The sequence below is a fragment of the Flavobacterium rhizosphaerae genome (assembly GCF_046000445.1).
Classification (GTDB): domain Bacteria; phylum Bacteroidota; class Bacteroidia; order Flavobacteriales; family Flavobacteriaceae; genus Flavobacterium; species Flavobacterium rhizosphaerae.
This window is the reverse complement of record NZ_JBELPZ010000019.1, coordinates 53,809-71,478: the sequence shown is the minus strand read 5'-3', so window position 1 is coordinate 71,478 and position 17,670 is coordinate 53,809. Positions and strand designations below refer to the sequence as shown.

Annotated in this window: 17 protein-coding genes; 5 read left to right on the top strand and 12 right to left on the bottom strand. The window is 40.4% G+C overall.

The window, feature by feature from the left end; translation table 11 throughout:
• The 8 genes from ABS766_RS14575 to ABS766_RS14540 all read right to left on the bottom strand — a co-directional run.
• Positions 1-1,022: TraG family conjugative transposon ATPase (locus tag ABS766_RS14575; RefSeq protein WP_408085927.1), on the bottom strand; the 1,022-nt coding region annotated here is incomplete at its 3' end.
• Positions 1,019-1,351 (bottom strand): DUF4133 domain-containing protein, encoded by a 333-nt coding sequence (locus ABS766_RS14570; protein WP_408085926.1) that lies wholly within the window; start codon positions 1,349-1,351, stop codon positions 1,019-1,021. The genes ABS766_RS14575 and ABS766_RS14570, both read right to left, overlap by 4 nt.
• An 11-nt stretch (positions 1,352-1,362) precedes the next feature.
• On the bottom strand, positions 1,363-1,668 hold the full coding sequence (locus tag ABS766_RS14565) for a DUF4134 domain-containing protein (RefSeq protein ID WP_408085925.1): 306 nt from the start codon (positions 1,666-1,668) through the stop codon (positions 1,363-1,365).
• A 202-nt stretch (positions 1,669-1,870) separates the two neighbouring features.
• The gene (locus tag ABS766_RS14560; protein ID WP_408085924.1) at positions 1,871-2,776 is read right to left on the bottom strand and encodes a hypothetical protein; all 906 of its coding nucleotides are present in this window, start codon (positions 2,774-2,776) and stop codon (positions 1,871-1,873) included.
• Complete coding sequence (locus ABS766_RS14555; RefSeq protein WP_408085923.1) at positions 2,764-5,055, bottom strand: Piwi domain-containing protein; 2,292 nt, start codon at positions 5,053-5,055, stop codon at positions 2,764-2,766. Before ABS766_RS14555 ends, ABS766_RS14560 begins: the two co-directional genes overlap by 13 nt.
• Positions 5,056-5,360: 305 nt before the next feature.
• Positions 5,361-5,993 carry a conjugal transfer protein TraD gene (locus tag ABS766_RS14550; RefSeq protein ID WP_408085922.1) on the bottom strand — a complete coding sequence of 211 codons (633 nt, stop codon included), beginning with the start codon at positions 5,991-5,993 and terminating at the stop codon, positions 5,361-5,363.
• A 2-nt stretch (positions 5,994-5,995) separates the two neighbouring features.
• On the bottom strand, positions 5,996-6,397 hold the full coding sequence (locus ABS766_RS14545; protein WP_408085921.1) for a DUF3408 domain-containing protein: 402 nt from the start codon (positions 6,395-6,397) through the stop codon (positions 5,996-5,998).
• On the bottom strand, positions 6,384-7,169 hold the full coding sequence (locus ABS766_RS14540) for a ParA family protein (protein ID WP_408085920.1): 786 nt from the start codon (positions 7,167-7,169) through the stop codon (positions 6,384-6,386). The genes ABS766_RS14545 and ABS766_RS14540 overlap by 14 nt, the downstream gene beginning before the upstream one ends.
• Positions 7,170-7,777: 608 nt before the next feature.
• On the opposite strand from ABS766_RS14540, the gene mobA reads away from it, so the two are divergent.
• Together mobA and mobB are read left to right on the top strand one after the other, a co-directional pair.
• A complete protein-coding gene (mobA, locus tag ABS766_RS14535) occupies positions 7,778-8,221 on the top strand; it encodes a conjugal transfer protein MobA (protein WP_408085929.1) in 444 nt (147 codons plus the stop codon).
• Positions 8,218-9,483: a conjugal transfer protein MobB gene (mobB, locus tag ABS766_RS14530; protein ID WP_408085919.1), complete on the top strand. Its 1,266-nt coding sequence runs from the start codon at positions 8,218-8,220 to the stop codon at positions 9,481-9,483. Before mobA ends, mobB begins: the two co-directional genes overlap by 4 nt.
• Positions 9,484-9,519: 36 nt before the next feature.
• Here mobB and ABS766_RS14525 read toward each other — a convergent pair whose 3' ends face one another.
• From ABS766_RS14525 to ABS766_RS14515, 3 genes are all read right to left on the bottom strand, one after another.
• On the bottom strand, positions 9,520-10,305 hold the full coding sequence (locus ABS766_RS14525; RefSeq protein ID WP_408085918.1) for a helix-turn-helix domain-containing protein: 786 nt from the start codon (positions 10,303-10,305) through the stop codon (positions 9,520-9,522).
• A 193-nt stretch (positions 10,306-10,498) separates the two neighbouring features.
• Positions 10,499-11,272 carry an SDR family NAD(P)-dependent oxidoreductase gene (locus tag ABS766_RS14520; RefSeq protein ID WP_408085917.1) on the bottom strand — a complete coding sequence of 258 codons (774 nt, stop codon included), beginning with the start codon at positions 11,270-11,272 and terminating at the stop codon, positions 10,499-10,501.
• A gap of 742 nt (positions 11,273-12,014) precedes the next feature.
• Positions 12,015-13,187 carry an FAD-dependent oxidoreductase gene (locus ABS766_RS14515; RefSeq protein ID WP_408085916.1) on the bottom strand — a complete coding sequence of 391 codons (1,173 nt, stop codon included), beginning with the start codon at positions 13,185-13,187 and terminating at the stop codon, positions 12,015-12,017.
• A 111-nt stretch (positions 13,188-13,298) separates the two neighbouring features.
• Between ABS766_RS14515 and ABS766_RS14510 the strand changes: the two genes are divergently transcribed.
• Positions 13,299-14,240 carry a helix-turn-helix domain-containing protein gene (locus ABS766_RS14510; protein WP_408085915.1) on the top strand — a complete coding sequence of 314 codons (942 nt, stop codon included), beginning with the start codon at positions 13,299-13,301 and terminating at the stop codon, positions 14,238-14,240.
• A gap of 86 nt (positions 14,241-14,326) precedes the next feature.
• On the opposite strand, the gene ABS766_RS14505 is transcribed toward ABS766_RS14510, so the two are convergent.
• Positions 14,327-14,926 (bottom strand): HEAT repeat domain-containing protein, encoded by a 600-nt coding sequence (locus tag ABS766_RS14505; protein WP_408085914.1) that lies wholly within the window; start codon positions 14,924-14,926, stop codon positions 14,327-14,329.
• Between the two features lie 221 nt (positions 14,927-15,147).
• On the opposite strand from ABS766_RS14505, the gene mobC reads away from it, so the two are divergent.
• Together mobC and ABS766_RS14495 are read left to right on the top strand one after the other, a co-directional pair.
• Entirely contained in the window at positions 15,148-17,154 is a 2,007-nt protein-coding gene (gene mobC, locus ABS766_RS14500) for a conjugal transfer protein MobC (protein ID WP_408085913.1), read from the top strand.
• 304 nt (positions 17,155-17,458) lie between these two features.
• Positions 17,459-17,635, top strand: coding sequence for a histone H1 (locus ABS766_RS14495; protein ID WP_116787845.1), 177 nt, complete (start codon positions 17,459-17,461; stop codon positions 17,633-17,635).
• The last annotated feature ends 35 nt before the right edge of the window (positions 17,636-17,670 follow it).

Below are 17,670 nucleotides of genomic sequence, written 5' to 3'. Positions count from 1 at the left end.
TGCTTCAGTTCCTGCGGGTCATCAGACCAGGCCATCACATTGAAGTGTGCCCTGATGGACGACAACCCATACGAATGGGCTTCGTTCAGGTAGCGTTCAATCCATTCCTTGTTGATTTGGTTGCTGCGGCTGTAACGTGCCAGCGAGTGCATGTTCCTCGCAGACTTTTCAAACTTTTGCAGGTTTGCCTCGCTGTTGTCCAAAAACAAATACTGGTTGTAGATGTGGTTGCAGTTCAGGAGCAACCCAACGGGCGCGGCAAACGACAGCCTGCAGTCGCTTCGGTCGGTCGATAGCTTCTCGTACCTCGTATCGGCCGACACCGTACCCGGCAGATCATCCGTATCGGATAGCGTGTGCAAACACAGCCGTTTGTTCCCGACACGTACTTCTTCACCGCCCAGGGCAATGTCCTGTATGGGTTCCTTTTCACTTCGTGACAAGGTCAGGTACTGTTCCAACAAACCAGTTATTCCATCAGTGCCTACTATGGCTTCCTCGGTCAGCCGTTCCATCCTGATTAACCCCGAATCGTTGATAATTCGTTCAAACTGTGCGACAGCTTCCACAAATTGGTGTACCGCTTCCTTGTCCCGCGCTTCTTTCGGTACCAGCCTGCCGCGGCACAGCGACGAGAAGTTACTCTGCATGCGCATCCGCTCCTTGGTGGTCTTGGTTAGAAACAGGTAGCAGTAATGGTTTAAAAACGGGCGTTCGTTAAAATGCTGTTTGTACGACCTGCCCAAAAAACTCAAGCCTTCCTCATTCAGGTCAGGTGCGTAGTTTTCCTTTATGTACCAGTCCTGCTTGTGTACTACTGTGTAGTCTGGCAGGGTTTTGACGGCCTTGTGCCAGGCGGCATGGATGGCTTCATACTCGGCCGAAGCTACCGTAAAGAGTTCCGGCAGGTGTACTTCGAAGCAGGCGGTAATATCGGCATCCTTGCTCAGGATACAGTTTTCCTCCACGGCGAGTAACGGGAACTTACGCTCCAGCGTAGTGGCTTTGGCTGTGCTTCTCATACCGTTTCCTTTTTAGGGTTCGACCGTATATACCTGCGGATCTGCCTACGGCAAAGGATATATCTCGGGTGGCGCTTTTTAGCCGACAGCTTCATCAGCCCGTGCTCCCCGTGCTTTTTGTTCATGGAAAAGGTCTGCCAGATGATTAATCCGGCTCCACCGCCGCCAATCGCCATACAAGCATAGGCGTTTACTCCGGCAATATAAAGCACCATCACCACGATCAACACAGCCAAAAGCCCGCCTGCGAAAATGAACAGGTACTGTGCTTTAAGTCCTTTGAATTCTACAGTCCTGCCGATTCCTTTATTAATATTATAGCTGTTCATAACATTTGGGATTACAGGAAGAAAGATTGGAGGATGGTAGCTGCCACGATCAAAAAGATACAGGCACCAAACCAACTGGCAGCCGTTTTGCTCGTGTCCGGGTCACCACTGCTGAACTTGTTGTATACCTTTACACCGCCAATCAGGCCAACCACCGCGCCAATGGCATAGATCAGCTGTACGGCCGGCCCGAAATAGGATGTGACCATCTGGGTGGCTTCCGTGATACCGGCAGAGCCGTCTCCCTGGGCAAACGCCCCCGATACTGCCAGCAGCAAGGCTGCTGCCAGCATGACTTTTTTTCTTTGCTTTTCCATAATTGAAACACATTAATTTGTTATACTTTTTCCCGCTCTTGCGGGTTTTCGTGACAAATTTCTTGTGGAAAAAGAGTCTTTATAGGAAAGTAGCAGTTAAAGCAAGCGTTTGGCTGTAAGGGGCTTTAAAAGCAAAAGGGCATCAGTTAACTGATGCCCTCCTCTTCAGGTTATTACTTATTCATTTTAGAAAACAATCACATTATGAATTGTTAGTAATTTTTAGGTCATTAAGCAATTCTTTGGGATATCCAAATAACTGCATAATTATCTTTTGAGATGTATTCCTAATTACAGGTATTACATTCCCCAAAAAGCTGAGTCCTAATGCTCCAAAAATTGTAAATGCATAATTATACTTATCTATAAGTTTTATAGCTTCTGGACTATAATTTGGAAGTTTAAGTATTGCGTAAACCAACAGTCCAAATAGCATTGCCTGAACTATCCAAGATATATACCTGATCCGCTTAATAAAAATTGTATTAAATTTCTTTAAGAGGTCAACATCCTTTTGGTCAGGAACTTCTTTCAATAAGAATATCGTGTCGTAAGCTTTAAGCGAACATAGGATTTGAAAGTCACTTCTGTTCTTAAATAAGTTTATGTTTCCGGTAATTTTTGTATACGTGAAACCCACAAAATCCTTAGTCATTAAAGATTGACCATTTATGCTTAAGAACATAAAAACTATTTCCGGTAGGTTGCTCGTGCTATAATAATTTTCATTTAATATATTTTCAAATGTTATTGTGAGATTGTTTCTATTCCTAATAGAAACAATCTCTTTTATCCAAGTTTTATCTAAATTAAATTTTACAATACCTAATATTAGGGAAAAGATTAGGAAATCATCATTAACAAATGGTGCTGGAGAACCTTTGCTCGGCTTACTCTTATTTTTTTTGTTATAGTAACTTATAAAATTCAATTTATTATTTGATAAAATAGCATCTATTAAACCATAGAAAATTTCTTCGCTCTCATTAGAGGTTTGATCTGAAGCAGTAATGTAAACTTTTCCAGATAAGAAATCATTGAAAGCTGAAAGCTTGGCATTCTCACTCACTCTTTCCAAATAACCTATTCTTTCTTCTAAAGGAACCATTTCTTTCTTTTTAGACCATAGTTTAAGTTATCAGCGTCCCAATTTGGAATATTTCGCATTTTTCCCAAAAGCTTTGAAATTAGATTAGAGTATTTCATTGTCGCAGGCTCTTCGCCAGGTAAAAAACTCCTCCAAGACAAGTATGTGAATGAAAAAATCTGTTGGGTAATATATCCTAAATCATAGAACAGCAATTCATTTAAATCACTACTATTATAATTTCCTTGTGGAGTTCTAATATTTATTAGGATAGGTTTACTCATACCTTGTTTGGCTGTTTTCAACTCATTTGCCCCAAACATTTGCACAATACAAGTTTTCTCATCAAGAAAAACATTACTACCTCTATGGGGAATGTATTGTCCTTTTATAATATTACTACCGTATTTTGCTATTCCAGATTGGTTTATATCAAATAGCATTGTTGGATGAACAGTACTTATAGTAACGAACGCAAACTTAATCTTGAATTGGGTAATATCACGAACCAACTGACTAATAACATCAAATTCAGTATTTTTAATAGGCTTGAAGATATGAAAAATTAGTCTTACTGTATCTCCATCAGACCATCCTTGCTCAGTTGAAAGTCTTTGAATTGATTGTTTCAAACTTTTCAGCAATTCTTCAAAATAATTCTCAAAAGCTACGTCCTTAACTTTATCACCAAGTAGATATTGACCGTCACTTGACATAAAGGTTGTGATACCAACAACTCGGTTTTGTTCAGCACCAGCGTATTGATTTCTCCTCAACCAGCTATGGCCGATACCTATAATTATCTCTTTGTCTACGGAACGTTGCGAGGGTAGTACCCAAGGAGTTCCTCCGAGTTTAGCATATATTTGAAGGGCAATAGAATTTAGTATGTACTCATTATGATTTCCAATTGTTTCTGATGTCACAAATTGAACCGGAATTTCTAATGATAGCAGTTTAGCCTTAATTTGATAATAAGGATTTGCCACATCGGCTTGACGCTTATAACTTGCAGGAATTTCTATGATTGCTAAATGAGGTTTGTTTTCATCATAAGCTCTAATGGCATTTAAATAATCATGAATACTATATGCTTGTATTTCTCTCACATTGAGTATCACGTCTTGTAAATCATACTTCTTCTGAAGTCCCTTTTGGAAATATCGAGATTGAGGCATCCCATCTTTCAAATTTGAGAGAAACTTTGTGAAATTGCCCCTATTATTTCTATTACAAATACAAAGCACATAAGGACTTTTAATGTCAAAAATTGAACTATCATATGGTCCATAATTTGACAAGCCTAAGTCTGGATTAGAACTATTTGTTTTAGTTGCTGCGGGGTCAAAAATAAAAGTAGGTGTTTTTAACTCAATACTATTTGATACCGACAATGGTTGGCTGTCAACCGTGAAACAAAAGCCATCTTTATTGTGAAATAAAATGGGGGCTCCTTTTTCGCAGAATAAATGGTTTGATATTTTTAAAATTTCATCGTACAACACTTTTGTATTATAAATATCAGAACGTTTACTCTCAATGAGATTCATTATTTCATCAGCTTTCTGTTGTGAGACAGCAAATGATAAATAATTAGCTATGTTGTATTTGGATTTCTTGATAAACAAATGGTTGAGAGGATATTCCTTAATCCCCTCATTGGTTTCAATTTTTGCATTATAACCGACTATTTCCGTAATTACTCCTAAAAGTTCTTCATTAGGAGCAAGAACTTCAGACAAACCTGGAAGTGCCTCTGCATAAAGAACATCAACACCTATCAAGTCATAACCTTCCGAATGCAGTTCAGAACAAGATTTGTTAAATACCCAATTACGTTTTATGTTGATAAGAAAGCCAAATTGTTTAATTCCATTTATTTCAGTTAGGCGTAACTGAACCTCTATTAGTTTTTTATATGCGATGCGCTTTCTAAGATTTTCTGGTAGTGCATTATAAATAATATCATCTTTAGCTAGTGCGGAAAAGAAACGGAATGGATAAAAATCTACCGGAATATAGTTCGGAAATCTTTCTTTAAATGTCCTGAAAAAAAGATGTTTAATTAATGAAGCAGTAACCTGATTATCATCAAATATTCTCTTTGATATAACTTCTCCTGTCAGGCTTGTATCTTCTCCTTCTTTGTTTGATATATAGATATTATAGCCGTTCCTAAAAAAAGAATGAGTGGTATTATATAATGTTCTTAGCTCATTAAGCCGTTCTTCTGAATAATGTTCTGTCTTAATTTGATATTCATCAAACTCAAACTTTATCGGAAAGTAATTTAGTTGCATATCATTACTTATTTTTTATTCGCTTTTCTGAATTTTTAAGTGCTTTATGAGCTACTGGTTCTTTTTCCAATATTTCCACAATTTTGTCGGAAAGCCCTTTCTTTTCTCTTAGTTTCCTAATTGTTATGCCTAAGTTTTGGAGTTCCATTTAATGACTTGTCACCTTATGTCAAATTTAATGAAATCTTATCAACTTTTTGATTAATAAAGCTTACAGAAAATGAAAAGGACAAAAGGGTAATAAATATTCCTTTGGTCCTTATAGAACAGCTACTATTTAGAGTTAAAAAAAGGGAGCCGTCTTTTCAGACGAACTCCCCAATGTCAAAATCACCTAAATCACTTTTCCGCAGTAAGGAAGAACCTGAATCTGATTCTTGGTCGTCAGCCCGGTCAAGTAGCTTTGCTATCTTTTCCGAGGCATCTCCCACGGCAGTCTCCAGCATGAGCATGAGTTCGGTTCCGTCAATTTTTGAAGCTAAACTTACCGTAGTCTCTCTTTCAGATGGCTGAAGCACATTATGCTCCAGCATCTTTCCCATGGCAGCAAGCTCATCATAGGTAACCCCTGTGGCTAAACCATCATCAATGCTGTAAACTGCATTTGACGCATACCCTTTCATTTCCTCTTCTTCATCGTCCCAGTCGGGTATGTGTTCTTCATCAGGCTCTTCCTGCGGAATCGGGATTTTAGTCTCCCGTTTATTTACAGTATCAAAATTATGCACTACGAGTAAACTGCTCTTGTTTTCGGCCTCAATGGCCTGAGTTGGCTGCACAGGGCGTCCGCCGAGCTTAGGCCTGCCCATGATATCGGGTACTCCAGGCAATGGATCATATTCTGTTTTGCTTGGGGCGTGGTTATTTTTTACATTCGCCCTTAAATAGAGTAAAATGACTATTATTCCCAAAAGCAAGGCTATTATTATCTTTTCCATAACTACAGTATTGGTTTATATTTATCATTAAAACTTTGGGTTATTTCATCACCAAACTCCCTGAAGTGGTGTTCCAGCAAATTGTCCATGTATTCAAAGACGCTTATTTTATCTTCACCTATGACCTGCACAATGCGCGTAAGCCTTTCGTGAAATTCAGGCCGGACATACACCACCTTACCGGCACGGGCACTACCGTCTTTGTTTCTTAAAAACTCCTGCTCGTAATCATCTGTTCTTCTCGTTTTGCTCTTCGCATTCGGTTTAGTTACTTGCTTGGGTTCAATATTTTCGGCCGGACCTGTATTAGGCTGCAGCCCTTCATTCTGGACTCCCCCGGCCATCATAGAGATCAGGTATTGTTCATCAATATCGGCGTTTTTGTCTTTTTTATCCTTTTCCATCGTGACCCTCATTTACGATTAATAACAATTCATTTATAAACATATCAAGATTACATCCCTTTAGCAGCTTTTCATCTGCCGGAAGTAATGTAGACCGGAAAATGCCCCGGTTATCTGCATCATTTTCCTTCCTGAAGCGCACACTAGCGGCTACCGATGCATTCATAATTTGGAGGTTCAGCGTTTTGATAATGGACTCATACTGTTCATAAAGCGGATTTCGCTCGCGCCTGTCGACCTGGTTCCAGAACATATGGATTTGCTTGATTGAGACCTGTCTTTGCTTCATCAACACATCCGTGACCAGTTGGGTAAAGACCAGGGTACTTTCCATAACCACGCGGTCGGCTACAATTGGCGTAAAAATATAGTTCATGCCCGCCAATGCCTTGATAATACCGGGGGTATTTACGGTACCGGGCAAGTCAAAGAAAATAATGTCCAGGTCGTTTGTGGCATCCGCTGCCATCCGCTCTGCAGCCTCCAGTGCCGTGTCGGGTTTCTGCTGAACGACAGGATAAGCTTTTTTACCCAGTGTCTGAAACTGATGGTGCGCCAGTTTTTTTATTGCATCATTTTCCATCACTATTTTCATATCGCGTTCACGCATCTGTACGAGGCTGTATTGCGGATAATCGCAATCTATCACCGCGACATTATAGCCCAAGCGGTAGTGAAGGACACTCGCAACGAGGCTCGTAAAAGTTGTTTTGCCTACCCCTCCCTTTTGGGAAGCAAAGGCTACAAATAGTGTTTTGTCAAATCGTTCCATATGTATATAAATAGTTTATTACTCGCATAGGCGCAGGTGTAGATGGGTAGCAGCATACCCGCGTACACCGGCACAAGTATACAGATGTGCATAAGTATAGGTTTAGGTACCTGCTTATACAAATACAAGCATATACGGGTATATACATATGTAAATAAATAGCCTCACACATATATCAATACCCATATACTTACGTGCCTGCATAGATGGCTTTATATTCAGGTACGTATTTGCGTAACTACGTATGTGCGTAATCACATCCAACGATACAAAGTAAATCACACATTACTAAGGGCTTTTGATCCGGGTACGGTTTGGCTTTCACAGTCATGCTTTGGCTATACTGTTCATGCTGCTGCTGATAAAAAGGTTTCTTTACTTTGTCAGTATAGGACTGACAAGGTGCAATATAGAGTCAACGGCCTAAAGCAGTTTTATCCTGGCTCCCTGTAATCCGCCGGATAAGGCGGATTTTCCTTTCGGGGGAAAGGAGCAAGTTATGTTTTGAGGCACCCGAAACCCTATCGGTGCCTCAAAACAACTTGCCCTTGCAGGGGGCAGGAAACACCCTCCAAAGTCGGTTGTTTTTAAATATAAATGGATGTATGATGGATGGAAAGGATAATTTAAAGAGAAACAAAGGGGGGCGCAAGCCCAAGCTGAACCCCAGTACACACCGCCATGTGTTTCGCCTGAATGACGAAGAAAATGCCAGACTACTGTCGCTTTTTGAAAGCTCCGGTATGCATAACAAGGCAAAGTTTATTGTATCAATGCTACTTGAAAGGGAAATGAAAACAGTTAAAATTGACCTGCAGGCAATAGAATACCATACGCAACTGACCAAGTTTTTCAGTCTTTTCCGCTCAATCGGTGTGAATTACAACCAGGTGGTAAAGATATTATACCGGAATTTTTCAGAAAAAAAGGCAGCTGCTTACCTCTACAGATTGGAAAAACAGACTATTGAAATGGCTGCTTTATGTAAAAATATTATCGAACTGACGCAGGAATTTGAGTCAAAATACCTGATTAATGAAACAAAAAAATGATTGCCAAAATTGGAAAAGGGATGAATATTTTTGGGGCAGTTTCCTATAATCAACTCAAAGTGGATAAAGAAAACGGAAAGGTGTTACTTGCCCATAAAATACCCGAAGCCGTTGATGGTAATTTCACAGTGGCGCAAATCTGCCGTGCTTTTGAGCCGTACCTGTTGGCCAATAATAAAACAGAGAAACCGGTGCGGCATATATCCATTAACCCGGATCCTTCCGATAAGGTGAGTGATAACCGCTTTATAGAAATGGCTGAGCAGTACATGAAAGAAATGGGTTATTCCAGCCAGCCCTACATCGTGTACAAACATACTGATATAGAACGTACACATATCCACATTGTGACCACCTGTGTACAGCTGGACGGCAATAAAATTCCCGACAGTTATGACCACCACCGCTCCATGGCTGCGTGCCGTAACCTGGAAAAAGCGTTCGGCCTGAAGCCTGCCGACGAAAAAACGCCACAGCATGAAAAACCTATTTTCAAGCCTGTGGAGTATTCAAAAGGTGATATAAAAAGCCAGATGGCAGCCGTCATACGGTATCTCCCTAAATACTATAGCTTTCCCAATCTGGGTACCTATAATACGTTGCTTTCACTGTTCAACATTACTGCCGAACGGGTAAGCGGCGAAGCCAATGGTGTTACCAAAAAGGGTCTGGTGTACTTTGCTCTGGATACCAAAGGAGAAAGAACCGGGATTCCTTTTAAGTCTTCCTTATTTGGAAAACATGCCGGGCTCGATGCTCTCGAAATGCACTTTGAAAAATCAAAAGTGCTTATGGCGAAGCATCCCGCAAAGGCAATACTTAAAAACAGTATTGAAGCGGCAATGCACATGGTGAAGAACGAGCCTGAGTTTAAAAAGCAATTGCTTGAACAGGGTGTAAATGTCGTGGTGCGCCGTAATACTGAAGGAAGGATATACGGAATTACGTTTATTGACCATGAATCCCGAAGCGTATGGAATGGCTCGCAATTGGCTAAAAACCTTTCCGCAAATGTGTTTAACAACTGGTGGAATAAGAGTATCAAAATCGATTCGGGTTCCCCACAGTCCAATAAACTACCGCCTCCACCGGTCAATAATGATGAAAAAGATCCTTTTGGCTTTTTTACTCCTGGCAGGAATGACAGCATATCTGAGGCTTTGGGAAGTTTATTACCGGATAGCCAGGGTGAGGATTATGAAGAACGCGATTTTGAAAACCGGATGAAAAAAAAGAAAAAATACCGCCGGGGGCAGTCGTAATTATCTCGAAATCCAAAACAATTTGTATCTGGATGCTCAGTTAAAAGATTGTCTAAACTCCAGCGGTGAAAGCTTTGTCTTTGCTTTAAAGAGTTTACTGAACGATTGCGAATGTTCAAATCCTAATTCATAAGCAATTTCACTAATAGATAAGTTGGTAGCGGATAGTTTTTCCTTAGCCTTTTCGATCAGTTTTAAATGGATGTACTGCTGTGCGTTCAAACCGATAACCGAACGCAGCAAATCGCTTAAATAGCCCGTAGATAAGTTGAGCTGCTCGGAAAGGTAATGTACCGTAGGAAGTCCCTGTTTTAAGGTTTGCCCGTTTTCAAAATAGGTATCTAAGAGTAATTCGGTTTTCTGAAGTACATCATCATTTACCGTTTTACGGGTAATAAACTGGCGCTTGTAAAAACGGTTGACATAATTTAGCAGTAAGTCGACTTGTGAAACAATTACTTCCTGGCTGAACTCATCGACACGGGCATTGATCTCCTTTTCCATGATTTCAAATACCGATAAAATAATCTCCCTTTCCTGATTGGATAAGTGTAGCGCTTCATTCATCGAGTACGAGAAATACCCGTATTGCTTTATTTTCTTTGCCAAGGGATAACCCAATAGAAAATCAGGATGAATAAGCAGTAAATAAGCGTACGTCTTACTGTTGTAATCCGTACTGCCTACTAATTGGTTGGGAGCTATAAACAGCATGCTTCCATCATCATAATCATAATAGGCCTGACCGTATTTCAGCCTTCCGCTGTTTTGTGTAATAAAGGTAATCTTATAGAAATCTACAATATCATAGATGGGTGCCATATTCGTATTGAAGGGATTGCCCTCATGAAAATGAACCAGGCTTATTAGCGGATGCTGGGGCTTTGGTAACCCGAATGCCTCATGGCTTTCAGAAATCGTTTTAAACCGTACCAGATTTTTCTTTTTCATACATCAAATTTAGATAAAACCCACGACAGAAAAGCTATCGCGGGTTCTTACTCCTGTTAAAATATTACCAGGGAAGTGTATTATCCTCACCTGCAAAATCAGCCGGCCCTGTAAAACTCCCATTCGGCAGGTCTTCGGCTAACGCAACGCGGATTGGTTCTAAAGAACCGTACTCTACCGTATCAGTCCCCTGAAAATTATTAAGGGCTGTCGCGGTAAATCCAGGGCTAACCAGATGCACTTTGATTCCCGTATTTTCGAGCTCTATCGCTAACGATAGAAAAATCCCGTTGAGCGCCGTCTTTGAGGCACCATATATAGCATCAAATGCTGAACGGTAAGGGTTGTGAGGGTTTGAATTAATAGTAAGAGAACCCAAGGCGCTTGATACTGTAACAATACGTGACGCTGTTATTTTCTTTAACAACGGCAGGAACGCCTGCGTTATAGCAAGTGTACTGAATACATTAGTATTCCAGACCGTTTGCAATTCAGTAATTGATGCAATGCTTGGTTTTTGAGCCCCTAAAATCTCTTCCATAGTGCGCCCTGCTTTTCCGGCATGGGAAATGGCGGCATTATTGACCAATAGGGATAGATATCCATATTCTTCCTGAACCTTCGCCACAGCAGCGTTAACAGCATCAGTATTGGTTATGTCCAATTGAATTACCCTGGCATTAGTGCCAATTTCTTTTGCGGCTGTTTCCCCTTTTTGTAAATCCCTTGAGCCTATATAAACAACGTAATTATTTTGAGCAAGAGCCTTGGCAATCTGAAATCCTACACCCGTATTAGCTCCTGTAACAAGGGCTACATTAATTTTGTTTTTCTGCATGATTTTATCTTTTAATGATGTAGGACAAAATTCTGCCTTATAGATATGCCTGATGTAGCCAAATCGGGAATTCCTGTAGCCTAAACGGGAAAATACTTAGCGGGAACATCCCATACTTTTATATCCAAATAGTGCAACCGGGCGAAAAGTGCTATCATAGTACCGCCTCTCAAATTTCAGCCATAATACAAAAAGCTATAGTGTGCAGGAAGAATACGTTAGCAACAGGGCATAGTAAAAAGATTATGAAGAACTATATTTTATCAAAAGGCGAGGCAAAAGCTAAAAATACCGTGGTGGAATTAACATGTTTTATGAATAATTAGAACTAAATGCTTATAGTACCTAGTGCCTGCTTTGGGACTGGTAACCCTTTATTTTGCTACCCAAAAACACGCAAGGCAATATGCCTGAAATTAATAAAATCCAGAACCATAAAGGATGAACAGCATTTGTCCAAAGCCAGCCTATCACAATCATAATACTTACTCCTACAATACAAAGTTCCCTGTTATGGCCTTTTAATGACCGGGTTACTATACCTCCCGTTATACAGCTGCAATAAATACATACTAACTTAATTATAAGTTGAACAACGGCACTGGATTTAACTACCGGATGTTCAAAGAGTAATAGGGAATCCGGATAGAAATACCCTTGTACTTTAGCAAACACGGAACTTAAAAAGGCGATAGTCGTAAATCCCATAATAATGGAAAGCACTCTTTTATATACCATATTCTCAGTCTATTTTAAAATTCAGTTGATCTTTAGTCAGTACAATGGGCTCCGTCATTATTTTTTGTACGTCTGTATCCGATGCTTCTCTGAAAGAACGTACAAACTGGCTCAGCTTTTCCGCGCTGTCAGGAATAAATGATGCTGCATTATTTCTGGCATTTCCCTGAAATTTATTGATAAGAGGTTGCATAAGGGTATTGTACCTATTACAGGCAGTTGCTATATCTTCAGGTGACTTGCTGATAAAATAGGATAAGGCTTTTGCTCCGTAAATTGATAAAGAAGCGCCCATACCCGACAAAGCCGTCGGGCAATAGCCTGCATCGCCCAGTAAAACTATAGTACCATCTGCCAATGCCGGAGCATTTATCATTCCCATTTTATCGACAAACATGATTCCTCCATCCACAAAACGCTCTAATAAATCCTGAACATCCTTGTTATATTCTTTGAATGATGACGTTAATAACTCTTTTGCTTTGTCTTTTATAGTGGAGACATCCCCTGTATCATGTATATAACACTGAATGGCTATTTCATCTGATGCAATGGGATAGACCGACAGCATTTTATTAACATCAATGTAGATGGTAAATTTACCTGCCTCATAAGGATGTGTGCCTTTCAGGCGTCCCCCCAGATAAAGTACATTAAAATCCTCGAGGATACTCTCCGGAAAATAAGATTGTCTGGTAGTGGATCGCAAACCTTCTGCAATAATCAACAGATCGGCCTCCAGTTCCCTTCCGCTGCTTAGCGTGAGTTTCACCTGTCCGTCGTTTTGATCCAGCTTTTCAATAGTTGATGAAAAGTAAATATCGACATCATTTTTTACTTCTTCGTACAGCACATGATGCAGTCCTCCTCTGGTAATGAGCACAGAACGTTCAATATTTTCGTTCATTTTTTCATAGCTTATAGCTTGTATGACTTTGTCATCCGATTCTCTGAAAGTTACCAGTTCTGACGGTGAAGATTCTTGTTGCAGTTGTTCTGACAGTCCCATTTCTTCCATAATGGCGACCCCAAAACTTTTAAGTGAAATGAGAAATCCTGATTTACTAAAGTGCGATGCCCTTTCCAGAACGGTAACTTTGTGACCCTGATTCGCTAATAATTTTGCCGCCGTTAACCCGGCAATTCCTCCTCCTGAAATAACAATATCCTTTTGCATTGATTCTGTTTTTACGATTAATACAACAAACTTATTGCTATATTTATAGCTAAAATAGCTGTGTTTAAAATAAAAATAGTCCAATACGTTATGATCAATCAAAAAGTGGAAATGCTACGAATTGCTGAAAAGCTTGGCGTCTCTATATCTTCTGTTGAAGAAGAAATAAACAAATTACGTCTGAACCAATTGAAAATTGTAGACGTATTGCCTGAAATGCTGATGATGGTACGTTCTTTAATTGCCACTGAAACTTTTACCTATAAAAGGAATCCGATTGATGTTATGGATAAAGGTTTGCTTATATCATTTCACAACATTTTTAGTAGTGAAATACAGCTAAAAACTTTTGCAGGGAGAACGTTAAACAGCCAGCCACATGTGCATATCATTCCATCACACTTGGAAAGTGAGGTAGTGTTCCCCAAAGATACTCATGTGCAGCAGATTACTATACTGGTAGAACTGGAATACCTCAAACGCTTTTTAGGGAAGGACCACGATAAAATGGATTACCTGTTTGATACAGAAAAAACCTTTTGGATAGAAGAGTTTATGTCTCCCGAAATGGCAATTTTAGTCAACGAGATGGTTAGTATTTCACAAGAGGCCATGCTATCCCAGGCTTTTTATCGTTTAAAAGCGCTAGAGCTGCTCTATTTGCTTTTCAGTAATTTATTGCAACGAGAAAAAACAGCGCATCACGAACTGAGCAATACTGAAATTGAAACTGTGTACTTAGTTCGAAACGCAATAGCATCTTCGCTGGATAAGATGCTTTCTAAAGATGAGCTGGTAAAGCTTAGCGGCCTGAACGAAGTAAAGCTTCGAAGAATTTTTACACAGGTATTTGGTAAAGGTTTGTATACGTATTACAATCATTTGAGGGTCCAGGAAGCTGCAAGGCTTTTGAAGCATGATGAACTTTCTGTTTCAGAAGTAGGTTATCAACTGGGCTTTAGCAATTTGAGCTATTTCGGAAGGCTGTTTGAAAAGTATTTTGGCTTAAAACCAAAAAAATGGCAGAATGAAAATAGGACTAAAATTAGATAATGTTATGGTAATTGGTACGAATAATAGCTCAGGAAATACTGACAAGGACAGGAAAGCATTTTTTAACACCGGCAATAGCATATGAATTATTTATAAATCAGCTTACGGATAAATACTAACCCTTTGTCGTTCAAATCCCACTGCAACACTTCTGCGTCTACAATTTCTTTGTGCTTTTCGAGAATATCACGCAGTGAATTCCCTATTGACTTCCTAAGATAGACGCTTGTGGTATTTTTGTTGCTGCTAATCAGTGTGACCGCCACTGCAGGGTTTTCCCGAAAGTAATCTCTGCCGGTCCAAATGCGCAAGCCTTCAGTCACAGCTCTCTTCACGTTAGTATTTTCATGGTCTATCCAACACTTGATTTTAGGCAAGGCATTTTTATAGCCTACCGTCCTGCAATAATCGTCAAAGGCTTTTGCCAGCATTTCCTGCACACGCCAGTTTTCATCATTCGAAATGCCTTCTTCAAGAAGATAAAGTGCTTCAGGGTTATGTGCTGCTATTATCCCCAAAAGATACGTGCCCAACATGCGGATTTGATACGGCTGGTGAGGTATTATAAAAGACTTTGCCAGTTCCATCGGCTGTTGAGATGAATCACTAAGGATTGTATTTCCTGCATCTGTAATGTGCTTAAATCCGTGTTCTATACCCGTAATTCGTTCTAATAATTCTTTCATAGCTGGTTGCGCGGTACTTTAAAGTGTATCGCTGTAACAAAAATAGCATTTCGTTTAGATGTAGCGTGTACTTAAATTGACAAATCAGAAACATGGAAAAAGGAAGGGGGAAATAAGAAATAATAACGCCAAAAATTACCTGTCAGGTCCGCTGACTGCAACTGTAGCAATTCTTCCCTAGCACGCTAATAAATTGAAACCGCAATAATAAAACCAACATTATGCAGGGAGAAGATGATATCAGGGGGCTTGCCAAGATCATGGCATTTATGAGGGCGGTGAGTATACTTATACTACTGATGCACTTTTACTGGTTTTGCTACAGCTGGTTTTTGGATAAAGGATGGACACTGAACCTTGTCAATAAGGTACTGTCTAATTTCCAGCGTACGGCAGGGTTGTTCTCACGCGGGCTATATACCAAGATTTTTTCAGTAATGCTTCTGGTGTTAAGCTGCCTTGGCACCAAAGGGGTAAAAAATGAAAGGGTAACCTGGACCAAAATTAACAGATTACTGGTCATTGGCTTTCTGTTCTTCTTCTGTAGTGGGTGGCTGCTTTCTTTGGATGGCGGGTGGGCTGTAACGGCATACATGGCAACTGTCGCCACCGGTTACATTTGTCTGATGGTCGGAGGTGTCTGGTTGACAAGGTTATTACGGAGTAACCTTATGGATGATGTGTTCAATACCGAAAATGAAAGTTTCCAACAGGAAACTAAACTGATGGAAAACGAGTATTCCGTGAACCTGCCCACCAAGTTTTACTACAACAAAAAGTGGCACAAGGGCTGGATTAACATCGTAAACCCGTTCAGGGCAACTATTGTACTGGGTACACCCGGCTCGGGTAAATCCTTTGCCGTGATCAACAATTATATTCGCCAGCACATTGAAAAAGGGTTTTCCATGTATATCTACGACTTCAAGTTTGATGACCTTTCAACCATAGCCTACAACCACTTATTAAAACATACCGATAACTACGAGGTCAGGCCAAAATTCTATGTCATCAACTTTGACGACCCGCGCCGCAGCCACCGCTGTAACCCCATCAACCCGGATTTTATGACCGATATTTCCGATGCTTACGAGTCGGCCTATACCATCATGCTTAACCTGAACCGCAGTTGGATACAGAAACAGGGCGACTTCTTTGTGGAGTCGCCCATAATCCTTTTGGCCGCGATTATATGGTTCTTAAAAATTTATGATAACGGACGCTACTGCACCTTTCCACACGCCATCGAACTCCTGAATAAAAAGTATGCCGATGTGTTTACGATACTGACTTCCTACCCCGAACTGGAAAATTACCTGTCGCCCTTTATGGATGCCTGGCAGGGCGGTGCACAGGACCAGCTCCAGGGGCAGATAGCCTCGGCGAAAATTCCGTTGTCGCGGATGATATCCCCGCAGCTGTATTGGGTGATGACCGGGGATGATTTCACACTGGACATCAACAATCCTAATGAACCGAAAATACTTTGCGTGGGAAACAACCCCGACCGCCAGAACATTTATTCTGCTGCGCTGGGATTGTATAATTCCCGCATTGTAAAGCTGATCAATAAGAAAGGGCAATTAAAAAGTTCCGTCATCATCGACGAGTTGCCTACCATTTACTTTCGTGGCTTGGACAACCTTATCGCGACCGCCCGTAGTAACAAAGTTGCGGTCTGCCTTGGTTTTCAGGATTACTCGCAGCTTACCCGTGATTATGGAGATAAGGAAAGCAAAGTGATCCAGAATACGGTGGGTAATATCTTTAGCGGACAGGTGGTCGGTGAAACCGCCAAAAGCCTCTCAGAACGTTTCGGAAAAGTGCTGCAAAAACGCCAGAGCATGACCATCAACCGCAACGATAAATCAACATCCATATCCACCCAGCTCGACAGCCTGATACCGGCAAGTAAAATAGCGACGCTCACACAGGGGATGTTTGTAGGGGCCGTATCGGATAATTTTGATGAGCGCATAGAACAGAAGATATTCCATGCTGAAATTGTTGTAGATGCCTCGAAAATAGCCGATGAGGAAAAAAACTATCAGAAGATACCCAACATTCGCTTGTTCTGTGATAAGGATGGGAAAGACCGGATGGCCCGGGATATCGAGGATAACTACCGCCAGATTAAACTGGATATTGTAAATATCATCGATTTGGAATTAAACCGGATTAAGAATGATCCGGATTTACAGCATTTGACGCAATGCAAGAAAACATAATTTGACAAATATTGAGTAAATAATCGGAAATATTCCGATTAAAGGCTAAAAATTAAACATACTGGATGTTCTAATATAAAGCCTATGAAGCTAATTATGAGGGCAGGTATCCATAAAGTGTAAGTAGTTACTATAGGATAAAATAAAGCAGGGTTTTGATACGTAATATAATAATGCCTATTATAAATGACGGCCTGCCGATATCTAAAGTGAAAAATATTTTGTGGATATCATTCGGAAATTAAATTCCGGTAAAACAGGTGTCATAAAAATAGTATTTTTGCCCCTCACTAAAAATCCTAACATGAAAGAACTAATCGAAAAAATCGGTGCAGAGTTTGAAGCATTCAAAGCTGATGCCGAACTACAACTGGAGAAAAGCAACAAAGCGGCCGGTACAAGGGCACGTAAATCTTCACTTGACCTTGAGAAATTGCTAAAAGAATTTCGTAAAGTTTCACTGGAAGAATCTAAGAAGTAAAAAAATGGCTTGCCTTATCCCGGCAAGCCATTTTT

Bases quoted from the DNA above. Each gene is read 5' to 3' on its own strand.
- mobB (WP_408085919.1), top strand. From the start codon at position 8,218: ATGATTGCCAAAATTGGAAAAGGGATGAATATTTTTGGGGCAGTTTCC.
- ABS766_RS14540 (WP_408085920.1), bottom strand. From the start codon at position 7,169: ATGGAACGATTTGACAAAACACTATTTGTAGCCTTTGCTTCCCAAAAG.
- ABS766_RS14565 (WP_408085925.1), bottom strand. From the start codon at position 1,668: ATGGAAAAGCAAAGAAAAAAAGTCATGCTGGCAGCAGCCTTGCTGCTG.
- ABS766_RS14560 (WP_408085924.1), bottom strand. From the start codon at position 2,776: ATGGTTCCTTTAGAAGAAAGAATAGGTTATTTGGAAAGAGTGAGTGAG.
- ABS766_RS14515 (WP_408085916.1), bottom strand. From the start codon at position 13,187: ATGCAAAAGGATATTGTTATTTCAGGAGGAGGAATTGCCGGGTTAACG.
- ABS766_RS14495 (WP_116787845.1), top strand. From the start codon at position 17,459: ATGAAAGAACTAATCGAAAAAATCGGTGCAGAGTTTGAAGCATTCAAA.
- mobA (WP_408085929.1), top strand. From the start codon at position 7,778: ATGGATGGAAAGGATAATTTAAAGAGAAACAAAGGGGGGCGCAAGCCC.
- ABS766_RS14550 (WP_408085922.1), bottom strand. From the start codon at position 5,993: ATGGAAAAGATAATAATAGCCTTGCTTTTGGGAATAATAGTCATTTTA.
- ABS766_RS14510 (WP_408085915.1), top strand. From the start codon at position 13,299: ATGCTACGAATTGCTGAAAAGCTTGGCGTCTCTATATCTTCTGTTGAA.
- ABS766_RS14570 (WP_408085926.1), bottom strand. From the start codon at position 1,351: ATGAACAGCTATAATATTAATAAAGGAATCGGCAGGACTGTAGAATTC.
- ABS766_RS14520 (WP_408085917.1), bottom strand. From the start codon at position 11,272: ATGCAGAAAAACAAAATTAATGTAGCCCTTGTTACAGGAGCTAATACG.
- ABS766_RS14525 (WP_408085918.1), bottom strand. From the start codon at position 10,305: ATGGCACCCATCTATGATATTGTAGATTTCTATAAGATTACCTTTATT.
- ABS766_RS14555 (WP_408085923.1), bottom strand. From the start codon at position 5,055: ATGCAACTAAATTACTTTCCGATAAAGTTTGAGTTTGATGAATATCAA.
- mobC (WP_408085913.1), top strand. From the start codon at position 15,148: ATGCAGGGAGAAGATGATATCAGGGGGCTTGCCAAGATCATGGCATTT.
- ABS766_RS14545 (WP_408085921.1), bottom strand. From the start codon at position 6,397: ATGGAAAAGGATAAAAAAGACAAAAACGCCGATATTGATGAACAATAC.
- ABS766_RS14505 (WP_408085914.1), bottom strand. From the start codon at position 14,926: ATGAAAGAATTATTAGAACGAATTACGGGTATAGAACACGGATTTAAG.